General features: G+C 71.6%; 20 protein-coding genes. 3 read left to right on the top strand and 17 right to left on the bottom strand.

Annotated features, from left to right (window positions below; translation table 11 throughout):
- The 15 genes from ACF1ED_RS29305 to ACF1ED_RS29235 all read right to left on the bottom strand — a co-directional run bounded on the left by ACF1ED_RS29305 (position 1) and on the right by ACF1ED_RS29235 (position 8,321).
- Entirely contained in the window at positions 1-816 is an 816-nt protein-coding gene (locus ACF1ED_RS29305; RefSeq protein ID WP_391765614.1) for a DNA primase, read from the bottom strand.
- Between the two features lie 161 nt (positions 817-977).
- Positions 978-1,166: a hypothetical protein gene (locus tag ACF1ED_RS29300; protein WP_391765479.1), complete on the bottom strand. Its 189-nt coding sequence runs from the start codon at positions 1,164-1,166 to the stop codon at positions 978-980.
- Between the two features lie 154 nt (positions 1,167-1,320).
- Positions 1,321-1,566: a hypothetical protein gene (locus tag ACF1ED_RS29295; RefSeq protein WP_391765478.1), complete on the bottom strand. Its 246-nt coding sequence runs from the start codon at positions 1,564-1,566 to the stop codon at positions 1,321-1,323.
- A gap of 150 nt (positions 1,567-1,716) precedes the next feature.
- Positions 1,717-3,795, bottom strand: a complete 2,079-nt coding sequence (locus tag ACF1ED_RS29290) for a cell division protein FtsK (RefSeq protein ID WP_391765476.1) — start codon at positions 3,793-3,795, stop codon at positions 1,717-1,719.
- A 95-nt stretch (positions 3,796-3,890) separates the two neighbouring features.
- Positions 3,891-4,097: a DUF6257 family protein gene (locus tag ACF1ED_RS29285; protein WP_391765474.1), complete on the bottom strand. Its 207-nt coding sequence runs from the start codon at positions 4,095-4,097 to the stop codon at positions 3,891-3,893.
- A gap of 82 nt (positions 4,098-4,179) precedes the next feature.
- A complete protein-coding gene (locus ACF1ED_RS29280) occupies positions 4,180-4,377 on the bottom strand; it encodes a hypothetical protein (protein WP_391765472.1) in 198 nt (65 codons plus the stop codon).
- Positions 4,374-4,757, bottom strand: a complete 384-nt coding sequence (locus ACF1ED_RS29275) for a DUF6251 family protein (protein ID WP_391765470.1) — start codon at positions 4,755-4,757, stop codon at positions 4,374-4,376. Before ACF1ED_RS29275 ends, ACF1ED_RS29280 begins: the two co-directional genes overlap by 4 nt.
- Before the next feature lie 14 nt (positions 4,758-4,771).
- A complete protein-coding gene (locus ACF1ED_RS29270; RefSeq protein WP_391765468.1) occupies positions 4,772-4,990 on the bottom strand; it encodes a hypothetical protein in 219 nt (72 codons plus the stop codon).
- A 19-nt stretch (positions 4,991-5,009) separates the two neighbouring features.
- A complete protein-coding gene (locus tag ACF1ED_RS29265; protein WP_391765467.1) occupies positions 5,010-5,402 on the bottom strand; it encodes a DUF3307 domain-containing protein in 393 nt (130 codons plus the stop codon).
- 14 nt (positions 5,403-5,416) lie between these two features.
- Positions 5,417-5,710: a hypothetical protein gene (locus tag ACF1ED_RS29260; RefSeq protein ID WP_391765465.1), complete on the bottom strand. Its 294-nt coding sequence runs from the start codon at positions 5,708-5,710 to the stop codon at positions 5,417-5,419.
- Positions 5,707-6,042, bottom strand: a complete 336-nt coding sequence (locus tag ACF1ED_RS29255) for an RRQRL motif-containing zinc-binding protein (RefSeq protein ID WP_391765463.1) — start codon at positions 6,040-6,042, stop codon at positions 5,707-5,709. The genes ACF1ED_RS29260 and ACF1ED_RS29255 overlap by 4 nt, the downstream gene beginning before the upstream one ends.
- Positions 6,039-7,178 (bottom strand): conjugal transfer protein, encoded by a 1,140-nt coding sequence (locus tag ACF1ED_RS29250; RefSeq protein ID WP_391765461.1) that lies wholly within the window; start codon positions 7,176-7,178, stop codon positions 6,039-6,041. Before ACF1ED_RS29250 ends, ACF1ED_RS29255 begins: the two co-directional genes overlap by 4 nt.
- Positions 7,175-7,459, bottom strand: coding sequence for a hypothetical protein (locus tag ACF1ED_RS29245; protein WP_391765459.1), 285 nt, complete (start codon positions 7,457-7,459; stop codon positions 7,175-7,177). Before ACF1ED_RS29245 ends, ACF1ED_RS29250 begins: the two co-directional genes overlap by 4 nt.
- A complete protein-coding gene (locus ACF1ED_RS29240; protein ID WP_391765457.1) occupies positions 7,456-8,058 on the bottom strand; it encodes a hypothetical protein in 603 nt (200 codons plus the stop codon). The genes ACF1ED_RS29245 and ACF1ED_RS29240 overlap by 4 nt, the downstream gene beginning before the upstream one ends.
- Entirely contained in the window at positions 8,055-8,321 is a 267-nt protein-coding gene (locus ACF1ED_RS29235) for a DUF6284 family protein (RefSeq protein ID WP_391765456.1), read from the bottom strand. The genes ACF1ED_RS29240 and ACF1ED_RS29235 overlap by 4 nt, the downstream gene beginning before the upstream one ends.
- A 695-nt stretch (positions 8,322-9,016) precedes the next feature.
- Between ACF1ED_RS29235 and ACF1ED_RS29230 the strand changes: the two genes are divergently transcribed.
- Positions 9,017-10,087 carry an XRE family transcriptional regulator gene (locus tag ACF1ED_RS29230; protein WP_391765454.1) on the top strand — a complete coding sequence of 357 codons (1,071 nt, stop codon included), beginning with the start codon at positions 9,017-9,019 and terminating at the stop codon, positions 10,085-10,087.
- Here ACF1ED_RS29230 and ACF1ED_RS29225 read toward each other — a convergent pair.
- Positions 10,071-10,847: an NUDIX domain-containing protein gene (locus tag ACF1ED_RS29225; RefSeq protein ID WP_391765452.1), complete on the bottom strand. Its 777-nt coding sequence runs from the start codon at positions 10,845-10,847 to the stop codon at positions 10,071-10,073. The two genes, ACF1ED_RS29230 and ACF1ED_RS29225, sit on opposite strands and share 17 nt — an antisense overlap.
- A 135-nt stretch (positions 10,848-10,982) precedes the next feature.
- On the opposite strand from ACF1ED_RS29225, the gene ACF1ED_RS29220 reads away from it, so the two are divergent.
- Positions 10,983-11,264, top strand: a complete 282-nt coding sequence (locus tag ACF1ED_RS29220; protein WP_391765450.1) for a hypothetical protein — start codon at positions 10,983-10,985, stop codon at positions 11,262-11,264.
- A gap of 265 nt (positions 11,265-11,529) precedes the next feature.
- Here ACF1ED_RS29220 and ACF1ED_RS29215 read toward each other — a convergent pair whose 3' ends face one another.
- Positions 11,530-13,104, bottom strand: coding sequence for a hypothetical protein (locus ACF1ED_RS29215; protein ID WP_391765448.1), 1,575 nt, complete (start codon positions 13,102-13,104; stop codon positions 11,530-11,532).
- Between the two features lie 434 nt (positions 13,105-13,538).
- On the opposite strand from ACF1ED_RS29215, the gene ACF1ED_RS29210 reads away from it, so the two are divergent.
- Positions 13,539-14,063 carry an O-acetyl-ADP-ribose deacetylase gene (locus ACF1ED_RS29210; protein ID WP_391765446.1) on the top strand — a complete coding sequence of 175 codons (525 nt, stop codon included), beginning with the start codon at positions 13,539-13,541 and terminating at the stop codon, positions 14,061-14,063.
- Positions 14,064-14,151 lie beyond the last annotated feature (88 nt).

Raw genomic sequence — 14,151 nt, 5'->3', positions numbered from 1 at the left:
TCAGATCCCCAGTGCCGTGGTGGCGTTGACCCAGGCGTCCGTGCAGTGCCGGGGGGACTCGCCCTTGGCCTGCGCGGCGGTGAACAGACGGGCCATGTGGGCCTCGGTGAGGCAGCCGCACCGGCCGTGCGCGGACAGCACCGCCAGGAACGTGGCGTACACCGTCGCGTGCACCCCGCTCGCCGCGTCGGTGATCCGCTGCTCCGCCATGGCGATCCCGCGCTCCAGGTAGGCCGGGGAGCGGTGACGGCACTGTCCACCCCCGGCCGGGGCGGGCACGGCGACAGCGCCGGGCACCGGCCGGACGACGGCGGGCTTCTTCTCGACCAGCGCGTGCACGGCGGCGGGGACATCCGCCATGGCGCCCTCGCCGGGGCCGAGCCAGCGGGCGTAGGACATGAGGGACTTGATGTCGACGCCGGGCCGGACGGCGTTCACGGACCGGACGGTGCCGGAGTAGATCCAGTGCTCCCCGCGGGTGGTGGGCACGGTCGTGGTGGGCGGGAGGGTGGCGCGGGCCCAGTCGACGGCGGCGGTGTTGTCGAGGTCGACGACGGTGACCCGGGCGCCGCCGGGGTGGTAGCCGATGGCCCGTGCCCGCCGCCAGGCCAGGCCCCACTGGCGGGAGGCGAGGACGCGGGGGTTGGTGGTGGCGGCGGCCCAGCCGTGGCACGGCCACGGGCAGACGCACGGGCCGGGGGTCTTCATGTTCGGCCGGCCGCCGCAGGCGAGGTCGGCGCAGTCCGGGCAGTTTCCGAGAGGGCGCTTGTCGGCCCCGAGGGGGAGAACGGGCAGGGCGCCGTCGGCGAGGGCCATGGCGTTGATGGCGAGGCTGTTCACGCGGCCACCACCGTGCGGTCTCGTCGGATCTGGTTCGCATGGGTCATGCTGGGTGTCTCCAGTTCGTTGGTAGCGGTCTGGAACAGGGCGGCCCCGGCTTTGGCGAGACGGGGGCCGCCCTTCTTGTTTGGGGTGGGTCAGAGGTTGGAGAGGGCGTCCACGAAGGTGGCGGTGAGGTGGTTGATGGGCTTCGCGGCGCCGGTGGAGGCGAGGAAGAAGCCGAACATGGCGGCGGTGAACGCGGAGCCGTAGCCGAGGTTTCCGGCGCGGAGGAGGAAGAACAGGACGAGTCCGAAGAGCACGACGAGCGAGACGGTGACGGCCATGCCGGAACTCCCTTGATCGCAAGGTGTGGTGGGTGGGTAGGCTGCGCGGGCCCCGGGTGCTCGCAAGCTCGGGGACATGGACCGGTGGTCGTGCTGGCGAGGGCCTACCTTCGGGGGTCTGCCGACAGGCGGGCGGCCACCGGTCCCAAGACGTTCAACGGGTGCCGGCGCGGTGGATGGCACGGCTGTGGTTGTGCAGACGCCGGCCGACGCGGAGCCGCTTGCCCTGGCCCTTGCAGCGGCGGCAGGGCTTGGCCCGCTTGGGGCGTCCCTTGCGGTCGAGGACGACCTTGCCGCCCAGGCCCCGGCACTTGCGGCAGGTCCCGAACGGCGAGGCCGCACACAACAGTGCGTAACCGGCGAGGGTGAGCAAGGCGGCGAGACTAGCGAGGGCCGTCATGGGGTCTCCATCCCGTCGATGGGGCGGTTTCCAGGGGTTTTCGCAGGTGGACTGCTAGACGCTAGTGGGCAGGTCAGGACCCCTTTGGGGTGCTAGCGCGGGTGCTAGACCTAGCGGCGGGCGCTGCTAGGTCTAGCGGTGGTGCTGGGGTCAGGCGGCGGTCCGCTGGCTGTTACGGCGTGTGATGGCGGTGGTGATGTCGGTGCGGTCGATGCCGCGCCGGTTGGCGCCCTTGCCGTCGTCGGTGGTGCCCCAGACCTGGCCGGGCTTGATGCCGTGGGGCTTGAGGGCGGCGGTGACGTTCTCGCCCTTCCACCCGGCGTACGTGTCGGGGCGGAGGCCGGCGAGGCGGGTGGCGATCCGCTCGCACCACACGGCCTTCTCGCCCTCGGCGATGACGTCGAGGACGTCGGCGAGGATGTCGGTGCTGACGGTCTTGTCGGGGCCCTTGCCGATGGCGTGGCCGGTGACGTTGCCGTACTCCTCACGGGCCTTGCGGGCCCGGGTGACGACCTGCTCGGCGGCGACCGCGTCCACGAACGCGGAGGCGACGATGCGGGGGTCGTCGCCCTCGCCGGCCATCCAGCAGATGCCGCGGTCGGAGCGGGAGAACATCGTGGCCCGGTACCCGGACTTGTACATCGAGGTGCCCAGCACCATGTCGTTGGCGGGCTGCCCCATGACCTTCAGGCAGAACCTCAGGATCGCGTTGGCGGAGATGCCGGTGGGCAGGGACTTCGCGTCGGGGCGCTGGGTGCCGAACAGGGTCACGATCCCGAGCGCGGGCCCGCGCTTGACTAGGTCGGTGCAGATCGCTTCGATCTCCGCCCCGTGCTCGGCGTGCTCGAAGGGCACCTGGCACTCGTCGAACCCGACGACGATCGGGTGCAGGCCGAGGGATTTGTCGTCGGCGAGGGCCGGGGTGACCTTCGACTCCGGGCAGCGCGAGCGCGGCAGGGACTTGATGACCTTCGCCCGGCGCCGCAGCTCCTCCTTCAGCTCGCGCAGGGACTCGACGACGTAGCCGATGTCGTCGTCCTCCTCGCCGGCGCGGTAGCGGTGGCAGACCGGCTCCAGGGCGCCGAAGTCGCCGGTGCCCTTGAAGTCGTACGCGTGGATCTCCGCGCGCGGGTCGAGGGCGGCGATGAGCAGCAGCAGCCGCATCAGGAACGTCTTGCCCATGCGGGGCACGGAGCCGACGACGACGGCCGCGAACATGAGCGTGACCGTCACGTCCCGCATCCGCTGGTCGTTGCCGAACACCACCGGCTTGAACAGGTCCACCGTGCCGGTCTTCAGCAGCGGCCAGGCGGGCTTGGTGGTCTCGTTCATCGGCTTGTCCCCGACCCACAGCACGAGCCGTCCCTCGTGCTCGGTCGGATCGGGTGAGGGCCACACACAGCCGACCTTGCGGCGCAGGCCGGAGGCCAGGGGCTTGCGGGCCTCCATGATGTCCTCGGGCGTCACGCCGTAGGGCAGGTCGAGGTCGGCGCGGTAGCCGGGCCCGTCGCGGACGATCTCGCTGGTGAACCGCAGGCCGTTCATGTCGCCGCCCTTCTTGATGGCGGCGGAGATCTTCGCGTTGCCGATCGAGTCCAGGCCCCGCAGCACGATCGACCCGGTGAGCTTCTGGATTTCGGTCTTCAGCACCGCCGGGCCGACCACCGGGGCGTCGGGCTGCTGCCCTGCCGTGCCCAGCAGCAGCACCCCGCCGGCCGCGAACACGAACAGGTAGACCGGGGCGACGACGTACAGCCAGAGCGCGAACCCGGCGCCGAACACGAGGGCCACCAGGGTGACCAGACCGCGCAGCCGGATCCGCCCAGACCGCAGCCGGGCCAGCCGCATGTACTCCTCGACGTCCTCGGTCCGCACCGCGTAGTCCCGCAGCGGCGCGGCCTCCCGGTCCCACACCCACCGGTTGGTCGAGGCGATGAACCGGCACGCTCCCCGCGGCGACATCAGCGCGAGCCGTCCGGCGTACACGGGGACGCGGACACCGTGGTAGAGCGCGGCGTAGCCAACGTTCGCGCCCGCGTGGCGGGCGGTGGCGAGGAAGTCGCGGCGGTTGGTCAGCCACCCCGCGAGGACCGGCTTGCGCTTCTCGATGGTGACCTTCGGGTCGGGCAGGTTGGGGTTGTCCACCGCGACCGGCACGGCGGGGAGTTCGTCGTCACGGTCTATGTCGGGTACGGGCCGCAGGTGCGCGGACGTGGGCGTCTCGGTCATGCTGGGGGTTCTCCTGCTGCTCGAAAGAGTGGGAGGGGAGATGGGCCCGGGGCGGCCGGTGATGCTTGGAGGCTGTCGGCCGCCCCGGGGCACAGCTACTTCTTCTTCGCGTTCTTCTCGGCGCGCTCGCGGGCGCGGTCGAGGAGGCGGTCGACCTTCTTCTCCAGGTCGCCCTGGTAGACGGTCTCGCTCGCGATGCCGCGCTTGGCCATGCGGGCGATGTACCAGCCGAACTTCACGCCCTCGCCGAGGGTCAGCGGCGGGTGGTTCGGGTCGTACGCGTCGTTCTTCTTGCCGGCCACGATCAGGTCCCTTCCGGTGCCGGGGCTGTCCCGGCTCCCCTTCCACCCCCGACCAGCTCGGTTGGGGGTGGGCGGGCAGCCGTCAGTCGATGGCACGCAGTTCGTGGGCGTGGCACAGCACCGGGGCGATCCAGATGCTGATGCGGTCGACAGTCCACCGGCCGTCGGTGAGCGGGCCCGGGGGGACCTCGTCCAGGACACGGCCGGTCTTGCCGACGGCGCGGGAGTCGTCCTCGCAGGCGACGATCAGAACCTTCTGTCCGCCTCGGAACACGGTCACTTCCCCTTCCGGGCCCGGCGGGCCTTGCCGATGGCCTTCGCGGCCTGCTGCCCGTCGGGGCCGCCGACGGACTTGACGACGGTGTGGACGCCCCAGACCAGGACGGCCGCGAGGAACGCGAGCAGCGCCAGATTCGCCGCGATCGCCGTGAGAGCCCCGACGAGCAGGGGGCCGAAGTAGACGCCGGCCGCGACGGTGCCGGCGCCGATGCCGGAGCCGAGCGCGACCCGCTGCACCGTCCGGTCCGGCGGGGCGTGGTGGATGTGCTGGATGACCTGCGGCGCCGGACCCGGCTGGAGGGGGGTGGGGAGGTGGTCGGCGTAGGTGTAGGTGCCGTCGGGGAGCCGGACGATCGGGGCGGGCTCGGGGAGGTTGCTCACGGTGCGGGCTCCTTTCAGAGCTGGTCGGGTGCCAGGGAGAAGAACAGGACGGAGCAGCCGGTCAGGCCGAAGCGCTGGAGCATGCCGGCCCGTACGGCGTTGAGGACCTGGGCACGGGTGTGGGTGCCGGGCTGGACCGGGATGGTGCCGTCGTCGGTGACGGTGCTCCCGTCGTCGGTCTGGAGGGTGAGGACGAAGTGGTACGTGACCTCGGTGGACGCGGTGACGGTCATGGGGTGTCCTTCCGGCGGTTCAGGCGGCCAGCGCGAGGGCGGCCAGCGCGAGGGCGAGGATGTGGGCGCTCTGGTCGACGTGCGCGGCACCGCCGTGAGCGGCCCATGAGGTCTGGCGCATGCGGGTCATCCACCAGCGCACGGGCCAGCGGCGGTCGATGAAGGCGTGCGTCCCGCCGATCCACACCAGCGCGGCCAGGGCGGCCGGCAGGGACACGGTGACGCCGAGGACGGCGGCCCCGGCCGCGAGGGCGAGACCGCAGGCGGCCATGTGGGTGGCGGCGTGGGTGAGGTTGGCCCGCCACCCAGCGGCGCCGCCCTCGGCTTTGTGGGCGGCCTGGTGGTCGGTCTGGAAGGGGTAGTCGGCCAGCAGGTGACCGACGTAGAGCAGCACGAACACGGTCGCAAACACGGTGTTCTCCCTGGTCAGATGTCGGTGAGGGCGGCGGGGATCTCGTAGATGTCGGTCACGAACAGCACGCGGGACCAGCGGCGCGGCCCGTGGTGGACGTGGACGACACGAACGGGGTTGCCGTCGCGGTCGGTGGTCTCGTAGACGGTCACCGCGTCGGCGACCCGGTGGCCCATGCGCAGGCATTTGCGTGCCATGGCGGCGGTGATGCGTTCCGGGCCCCAGTGGCGGATGCCGGGCCGGTCGGTGGTGTGGACGAGGGAGTGAAGGATGACGGGGCGCATGCCGGTCTCCTGGGTGCCGCTCACGCGGCCGTCGTGTCGGGGTAGGCGCAGGGGGTGCACATGCCGAGCGAGGCGGGGATGCGGTATCCGGCGTCCCGCCCGCACTCCGGGCACATCCGCCGGGCCGCGTTCGCCGCGGCGAGGGCCGCCCAGCGGGCGGGCGTCATCGGCCGCACGGGGCGGGCGGTGTCGACGCGGTAGAGGTAGGCGACGAGGGGGCCGCGCCGGCGGCGGGGGCGTTCGAGCTGGGCCACGACCGGGGCACCGCCCGGCCGCAACCCCATCGCCCGAAGCTGCCGGAACGTCGCAAGCCCCTCAGGCGCGAGCCGCCACCGATAGACCGGCAGCGCGCTCACGCGGCCTCACCCCGCTCGGCCCGCAGGATCTCGCGCAGCCACCGGCCCTTCTCAGGCGACGTACGCACCGCCCGCCGGATCCGGTCCGCCGTCAGGTGCTCCACCGGCCACGACTCGGTCAACTGCCGTGCCTCAGAGAGCAGTTCATCTCGCGTACGGCGCGGCACGGGTGCCTTGGCCGCGTCCGGGACCCGGCGGGTGACCCGTGCGACCGGAGCGGACTGCTCGGCGGCCACGACCCGCATGGCCACTCGACCGGTCGACTCGACCGCAGCGGGCGGGGTGGACTCTTCCTCGCCCGCCGGGCCGGGGTCGGACGGGGCGGGGGCGAGGGCGGGAAGCGGCTGGTCAGAGGTAGACCGTTCCGTGCCGGTCCATTCCGATTCCTCCGCATTCGTGGAGTCGATCAGTCGGGTGGACCGGTCTACCTCCAGCTCCACCGTGACCGCCCGCTCCGGCTCGACCGGTCCAGTGATGTTCGGGGCGACGATGGTCGCCCCGAACATGTCGGCGAGGGCGGCATGGGCGCCGGCGGTGACCTTCTCGCGCTGGGCGTCGACCAGCCGGGTGCCCAGAACGATGTCCCCGGCGCCGACCTTCTTGCCGAGCTTCCAGTACTCCAGTTCCGCCTTCTTGCGGACCTTGGGGTTGGGGTGCCGCTCGGACATCGCCCGCTGGTAGGCGATCGCCTGCACCAGATCGGCGGCGTGGGCCTCGGCCTCGGCGTCGCGGCCGTCGCGGTAGACCACGATCCGCCTCGCCAGGAACGCCGCCCCCTCCGCCGAGGCGGTCATGCCCATCGGGGTGAGGGCGTAAATGACCATCTCGCCCGGGCTCTTCGCGGCCGTGGCCGACATCGCGGCGGCGGCCGCGGGAAGAGCCCACAGCCCCGCCCGGATCACCCGCGGCGAGGATTGCCCCAGCAGCGTCAGCCCCAGCAGCACGATCGCCAGGACGCCGGTGGCGCCCTCGCCGGCCGCGACAGCTCCGACGGCGGTGCCGGAGCCGTAGGCGGCGGTGAGGTTGGTGTAGGTGCCGTACCCGCCGGCGCCGCCCGTGACCAGCATCGGCACGAACGCCGCCCCCAGCACCACCCGCTGGAGCGTGCCCAGCTTCCTGCGCTCGGTGGCGCTCACCCCTCATCCTCCGTCCGGGCGGAGTCGTAGGGGGTGTAGGTGATCGGGTGCTCGGCCGTGCAGCGGCGGATGTAGGCCGTGTCGTCGGGCAGGTCCGGGTGGTCGCGGTGACGCAGCAGGCACTGCAGAGCGATTCGGGCGTGCATCGTGCGGTCTTCGAGCAGCCGGTAGTGCTTGCGCTCGTCGGCGGTCTCGATCGACGGGATCGGGAGGTCCAGGGCCTCCACCACCGCCGTCAACAGGTCCACGACGTCGGCCGGGAGCGTGTCGGACTCGCTCATGCCGCACCCCCCACCTGCATGGGGGCGTTGGCCAGGCCGGTCATGGCGGCGATCTGCTCGCCGGTGAGCTTGGTGTTCTCGTTCATGGCGTGGGCCACGGTGCGGATCTCCCGCCACAGCAGCCCGACCCGGCGCCGAGCCATACCCCGCACCTGCCCCCACGACTTCCCGCCCGCCGGCACGCGGTCGCGATCGAGACGGAAGCCGTTCTCGGCGAGCAGGTCGATGGCCTGCTCACGGTCGTGAACGGCGGCGCAGGACACGGCCCGGTCGGGCGTCCACAGACCGTGGACCATCAGGTACTGGACCTCGGCGAGCGTGCCGGCCGCGCACTGCGCGGCGAACTGCCACGGCATGCTCGGACGGAACTCGTAGGCCGTGTACCCGGTGACGGCGTACCGGCCCGGCTCCGGGAGCCAGGCGATGACCTCGCTGGAGACCACGTGCACGCCGTAGGCCATGGCGACCACCGCGTGCCCGGCCTCGTGGAAGGCCGAGCCGAGTCGGGCCTGCTCGTAGCTGAGGCCCATCTCGATGGTCGCCCGCGGGTTGCCCCGGTGGTCGAGCAGCACCTCAGGAGCGGGAGCGGTGGTCATCATGCGGCACCGCCCGCCTGCGCCACGCCGGCGCGGTTCGTCAGGTTGCGGCGCTCGTCCAGGACCCGGTTACGGGCCCGGCGGATCCGCCGCTCGTCCAGCACCGTGGAGGGGCGGTCCAGCATCCAGATCTCCACGTCGAGCAGGTCGATCTCCGCCACGATCAGCGGCATCTCCCGCTCGATCGCGTCCAGCTCCGCGTCCGACGGCTCACCGTCGAACGGGGCGGCCGTAACAACGGCCTGAAGTGCAGCGATGGACTTCATTGGGTCGTGCTCCCTTCGTAGATAAGGGGTAGGGACGGCTCGAACCGAGGCCCCGGTGTTCCCGCACCGGGGCCTCTCGCCGTCAGAACCAGGGGGACTTCCTCCGGCTCCCCTCGACCCCGCCCGTCCAGCGGCCCCGCGAACGGGGGCCGGACGGGCGGGGGAGGCAACCGGCCGCAGCCGAAGCGGCCGCGGTAGTCAGGTGACGCGGTGGGCATGGCCGGCCCCGCCGGTCCAGCGGGGCGGCGCCCAGGGTCTTCGTCGGAACATTGGGACCTCCTCGACCTCGGAAAACAGGGATGGATCACTGCAAAGGGGACCGTGTCCCCACTCTCCGGCCGTTGCTCGCGGTCACCGGGCCACCTCGCCAGTCGGGCCGAAGCCCTGTCCCCTGGCCTTCAGCGGGATTGCAGCGTCCCCGCCTTGAGCACACGCCGTCAGGGCCTTCGCGGCCCATCTGGTGCGCACCAACAGATTGGCATCTGGTGCGCACCAGATGCAACCCCTGGTTCGGGTTGCGTGTCGGTGTGCTCCTCCAGAGAACGGCTCAAGTAGGGCCCCTCGGTAGCCAACTGGGGTTAACCTCAAGGGTGTTAACCAGCTCTCACCTGCGGCTTTACGGAGGCGGCGTGGCTAAGGGGTTAAAGGCGATCCGGACCGCGCGAGGGTGGTCGCAAGACCGACTGATTCACGAGATGCGGCGATTCGCGGAGCAGCGGCTGCTGGACATCGCCTCGGCAGCCAGTCTCAAGACCTACGTGTCGGAGTGGGAGAACGGGCGCCGCACCATCACGGATCGCTACGCCGCGATCCTGCGGCCGCTCCTGGGTGCCACAGACGTCGAGCTGCGCGGCGAGGACGAGACCCCCGAGCCGCAGGCGGACGGCTACGCGGACCTGCTGAGCCGGATCGATGCGGCCGGCAGTCTGAGTCAGTCCATGGTCCCGGCGTTCCTGGCCCAGACCGAGCTACTGCGGACCATGGATCGGCAGATGGGTGCGACCGGCCTCGTCGACCAGATGAACGGCCACCTGGCGGCGATGGAGGAAGCGCTGACCTTCGCCGTGCTGCCGGGGGCGCGACGGCCCATCGCCACTGCCCTCGCGGGAGCATCCACCCTCGCCGCCTGGCAGGCGTTGGACGCCGGCGCCGTGGATCGGGCATGGCGACGGTACGAGCTCGCCAAGAAGGCGGCACAGGATGCCGAGTCCCCGCTGTACCTCGCGCACGCCATGGGAGAGCAGGCGTACGTACTCGCGGACGCCGGTCGGCCGCAGCTGGCTGTCGAGCTGGTACGCGACGCGCAGCGCGCCCACACCGAGCGCCAGTCTCCCCGTCTCAGAGCATGGCTTGCGGCAGCAGAGGCAGAGCTGTGTGCCGCCGTCGGCGGCCCGGAGATGGAATCGGCCGCGCGGGCCGCCCTTGAGCGTGCAACCGCGCTTCTCCCGGACGACGGCGAAGTCCGTGACGCCGACATGCTGAGCATCTTTCTCAACACCGGCCACCTGTCGAGGTGGCGCGGGAACGTCCTTGCCAAGCTCGGTGACGCCTCAGCGATGGAGGAGCTGTACGCGTCGCTCCGCAGCGCGGATGAGACCTTCGTCCGCGCGAACTCTGGGATTCACTGCGACCTCTCCCAGGCGCACCTCGCCCGCGGCGAGCTGGACGAAGCGCGGACGCATCTCCAGAAAGCCCGGTTGCTGGCGAACCGCACGGGGTCCGTGCGGTACCGCCGGCGGGTGGAGCTTCTTACCGGGCGCCTCTAGAGCGGGACGCGAGGATGTGGAGTAGGGCGACGAGCGTGCCGGAGCCCATGAGCTTGCCCTCGGACATCAGGCGCGGGATGTCGTCGAGGGGGATCCAGGCGATCTCCCCGGCCTCCTCGGCGTCAGTCGGCTCGCCGACCTTCTCCGCGCCATGGGCCACGAAGATCTCGTGCGGCGAGTCGACCATCCCGATCATCGGCTGGTAGCTCACGACGTGCTCGACGGGGCCAGGGCGCCAGCCCGTCTCCTCCTCGGTCTCGCGGGCCGCCGTGGTGGCCGCGTCTTCGCCCGCGTCCACGATTCCGCCGGGCAGCTCCCAGCCCCACTGCTGCGGCACGAAGCGGTACCGCCACAGCATGAGCACGCGGTCCTGGTCATCGAGCACAGCCGTGACCGCAACGCGGAAGAGCCGGACGACGTGATGTTCGAAGCGGTCGACTCCGGGCGGCTCGACGTCGACCAGGTCCAGGTTCACCCACCGGTTCTCGTAGACGTGGCGAGAGCCGTGGATCTTCCACGGCTCCATCTCCGCCGGCGTCGGGACGCTCTCGCCGCCGAGGACGCGGTAGGAGCTGCGGTCGTGTGCCTTGATGAAGTGTTCGTTCGACAGACGGGCGAGCACCTGACGCAGTGCGGTACGGCCGATCTCCAGCTCGGCGCTCAGCGCCCGCTCGGACGGCAGCTTGTCGCCGGGGCCGAAGCGCCCCGACTCGATCCATGAACGGATCGTCTCGTAGACCCTCTGCGTCTTGGGTCCCATCCTCGGCGCACACTCCCGGATCGTCGGCTGGTGACAGCCAGCGTATCCGGGGAGCAGAACGGATGACTCGGCCACAGGAACCTCTCTTCCGAACATCTTTTCCCTGACGGGGTCCATGGCTGGGACGATGGCCGCATGAAGCTTGGCGTGGAGTTGTACGAGGGTGGAGTCACGATGGCCAGTCGTGACGTGGCGTCGCCGTGGCTGGCACTGCCGCTGTGTGCTGTCCTCGTGTTGTTGGGGCTCGCTCTGGTGACGAACTTCCATGGTGTCCCGGGGCGGCTGCACGAGCGTCAGAGGAGCCGACAGCCGGGTTTCCTCGCCTCATATGATTTCCAGCGGCTTCTCGGCGGAGTCTTCGTGCTGGTTGGCGGCTGGGGGTTGGTGGCGACCGCTTGGGGACTGGCAGCAGGCTGAGGCTCGGCAAGCGGTCGCCGGGGGCACTGCTATGGCCTCTCGCAGGGGTCTCACGGGCCATGTGTGGGCCAGGATCTCGACACTGCGCCCTCGGCGTGGGGAAGATGCAGGTCAGATGGCGTACGAGCGCTGTCCGCCGGTCGGTCTTGAAAACCGTCGTGGCGCGAGTCACCGTGGGTTCAAATCCCACACCCACCGCGGTGCGCGAGAGCCCCCGCCCGGCGAGACCGGGCGGGGGCTCTCGGTTTTACGGCGGCCCGGCGCCTCAGGAGAGGGGGTGGCTGCGGGCCTGCGGGCTGTTCAGGCAGAGCGCGATGTTGCGGACCGCGGCGGTGAGTTCCTCGATCACCCGGGCCGCCTGCTCCGCGTTGTGGAAGACCGGCGGGGAGGTGAGGGAACGGCTCAGCTCCTCCGCGGCCCGGACGACGGGCATGGCATCCGGGGCGGCCATCGGGGCAGTCGCCGGAGCGGCCATGGGGGCGGCCATCGGGGTGGCCGTGGGGGCGGGGGCCGGAGCGGGGGCCGGGCCGGCGGCGGGCGCGGGCGGGCCGGCCTGCGCGGAGTGGGCGGAGTGGGCGGCCTGGGGGGCTTGTGCGGAGTGGGCGGCCTGGTGGGCCGGGTGTGGCGCCGAGGGGTACGGGTCGGGCTCCGGCCGGTAGTCCTCGAAGGCGGGCGAGAAGGCACCGGAGCCGGTGACCAGGGAGGAGCGGGCCTCCTCCGGGGAGTGCGCCGCCACGGCGCCCTGCCCGTGCTCCGCCACGAGTCCTTGGCCGTGCACCGGCACGAGGCCCTGGCCATGGGCGTGTGAGGGGCCCGGAGTGCGGGTGGAGGAGGCGCCCGGCGCGTGGGTGGGGGCGGTGCCCGGAGTGTGGGTGGGGGAGGGGTTCTGGCCGTGAGCGGGGGAGGTGCTCTGGCCGTGGGCGTGTGAGGGGCTCTGGCTCTGGCTCTGGCCCTGGACCTGGCCCTGTGCCGGCGCGTGGTCGTGGTTGTGGCCCTGGTTGTGGCCGAGGTCGTGGCCCTGGCCGTGGCTGTGGGCGAGGTCGTGGCCGTGGCTGGGGGCCAGGGCGGAGGCCGGGCCGGCGTCGTGGCGGGGCTGGGGCAGGAAGAAGTGGTCGAAGCCGGGGAAGGCCGGGGTGGGCGGGTGGACGGCGGGCTGGGGGTACTTGGCCTGCCACTGCGCCCGGTAGAGCGCCACCTGGTCCTCGCAGGCGGACCGGGAGTGGAAGACCGCGGTGTCGTCGCCCAGGTCCGGGTACCAGAGGTTGGGGCCGGGGAAGCGCACGGTCCGCATGCGCGGCTTGATCAGCTCGGCGCACCCCATGCAGCAGCCCTCGGGCACGATGAGCGGGATCCCGCCGCTCTGTTCGGGGACGCGGGGACCGGCCTCGGGGCTGTACTCCCCGTGGTGGCAGGGCGGCAGTTCGCCGCAGGCCCGGCAGACCGCGTAGTGCTCGGGAAGGACCTGCCAGCCCAGGCTGGCGGGGGCGCACCAGTGCTTCGGCGCGGAGCGGGGGAGGTTCTCGTCGCGCAGGACGAGGACCACCGGGCGCTTGTAGAAGTTGCCGCGGTCCGAAGCCGGTTTGACCGACTGGTTGTTGACCCTCCGCAGTTCGTTGGCGTGCCACCACAGCTCCATGTGGTCGCGCCAGGCCTTCTCATAGGCCTCGGGCCAGTGGTCGTTGGGGTAACCGGTGACCTCCAGGACCCGCCACGCGCGCCGGTCCAGCACGACGATGGAACCGGCCCGCAGCCGCAGATGGGTTCCCTCGTCTCCCTCGTCCGGCCAGTCGTGGCGGCCGATGAGGGTGGGCTGGTCCGGGAGCCACCTGCGAATCTGCATGACACGCTCCTAGGCGACGAGACGTCGTGGTTTCAACTGGGGCAGTAGGTGAAATTCTGGATAATTTAGGCGCGGGTGCGAGGTTAGACACGCGCTTTTCTCCTTCCGCTTCAGGGTGAAACACCTGTTGGACCGGCCATTTCGCTCCCCGTGCCCGTCGGGGACCCATGGATGTCGGGTGCGGAGGCGGTGGTTCCGGGGGTGGTCGCGCAGGCCGGAACACCCACTCGTACGTGTGACATCGCTTCCTCGGTACCGGCTCGTAGGTATGCATTGCGCCGTGTACGGGCCGTTCCGGGCCCCGGTCCGTGGCCCGCGGGGCGGCGGAGTGGGGTAAAAGCGCTTCCTCCTTTCGCTGGGGCGACGGGAGGATTGAGGAGACGGAAGGCCGGAAGGCCGGGAGGCAGGGAGCCCCAGGGGCTGAGGAGGGTGTCGTGGTCCGGATCGTGCTGGTGCGGGGGGACATCACCGCCGAGGCGGTGGACGCGGTGGTCAACGCCGCGAACTCGTCCCTGCTCGGGGGCGGCGGGGTCGACGGGGCCATCCACCGCAAGGGCGGGCCGGAGATCCTCGCCGCCTGCCGGGACCTGCGCCGCTCGCACTACGGCAAGGGGCTGCGGACCGGTCAGGCGGTCGCGACCACGGCCGGACGGCTGCCGGCCCGCCACGTGATCCACACCGTGGGCCCGGTCTGGTCGGCGAGCGAGGACCGGTCGGACCTGTTGGCCTCCTGCTACCGCGAGTCCCTGCGGGTGGCGGACGAGTTGGGGGCCCGTACGGTCGCCTTCCCGGCCGTCTCCACGGGCGTCTACGGCTGGCCGATCGACGACGGGGCGCGGATCGCGGTCGAGACCGTGCGGGCGGCGCGGACGGAGGTCGGGGAGGTGCGGTTCGTGCTCTTCGACGCGACCGCGTACGCGGCCTTCGAGGCGGCGGTGGGCGGCGGTGACGGCGGCTGATCCGGAGCTTTCGCCCCTGAGGCTCCGGCACCCGGGTGTCCGGTCGTCCTGTTGCTCTGCCGTCCTGCCGTCCTGCCGTCCTGTCGCC

Source organism: Streptomyces sp. NPDC014656, from assembly GCF_043084305.1.
GTDB lineage: Bacteria > Actinomycetota > Actinomycetes > Streptomycetales > Streptomycetaceae > Streptomyces.
The sequence above is the reverse complement of the archived record's forward strand: the minus strand, read 5'-3'. Positions and strand labels throughout refer to the sequence as shown.

Bases quoted from the DNA above. Each gene is read 5' to 3' on its own strand.
- ACF1ED_RS29305 (WP_391765614.1), bottom strand. From the start codon at position 816: ATGGCCCTCGCCGACGGCGCCCTGCCCGTTCTCCCCCTCGGGGCCGAC.
- ACF1ED_RS29300 (WP_391765479.1), bottom strand. From the start codon at position 1,166: ATGGCCGTCACCGTCTCGCTCGTCGTGCTCTTCGGACTCGTCCTGTTC.
- ACF1ED_RS29295 (WP_391765478.1), bottom strand. From the start codon at position 1,566: ATGACGGCCCTCGCTAGTCTCGCCGCCTTGCTCACCCTCGCCGGTTAC.
- ACF1ED_RS29290 (WP_391765476.1), bottom strand. From the start codon at position 3,795: ATGACCGAGACGCCCACGTCCGCGCACCTGCGGCCCGTACCCGACATA.
- ACF1ED_RS29270 (WP_391765468.1), bottom strand. From the start codon at position 4,990: ATGACCGTCACCGCGTCCACCGAGGTCACGTACCACTTCGTCCTCACC.
- ACF1ED_RS29245 (WP_391765459.1), bottom strand. From the start codon at position 7,459: ATGAGCGAGTCCGACACGCTCCCGGCCGACGTCGTGGACCTGTTGACG.
- ACF1ED_RS29240 (WP_391765457.1), bottom strand. From the start codon at position 8,058: ATGATGACCACCGCTCCCGCTCCTGAGGTGCTGCTCGACCACCGGGGC.
- ACF1ED_RS29235 (WP_391765456.1), bottom strand. From the start codon at position 8,321: ATGAAGTCCATCGCTGCACTTCAGGCCGTTGTTACGGCCGCCCCGTTC.
- ACF1ED_RS29230 (WP_391765454.1), top strand. From the start codon at position 9,017: ATGCGGCGATTCGCGGAGCAGCGGCTGCTGGACATCGCCTCGGCAGCC.
- ACF1ED_RS29225 (WP_391765452.1), bottom strand. From the start codon at position 10,847: ATGGGACCCAAGACGCAGAGGGTCTACGAGACGATCCGTTCATGGATC.
- ACF1ED_RS29220 (WP_391765450.1), top strand. From the start codon at position 10,983: ATGAAGCTTGGCGTGGAGTTGTACGAGGGTGGAGTCACGATGGCCAGT.
- ACF1ED_RS29215 (WP_391765448.1), bottom strand. From the start codon at position 13,104: ATGCAGATTCGCAGGTGGCTCCCGGACCAGCCCACCCTCATCGGCCGC.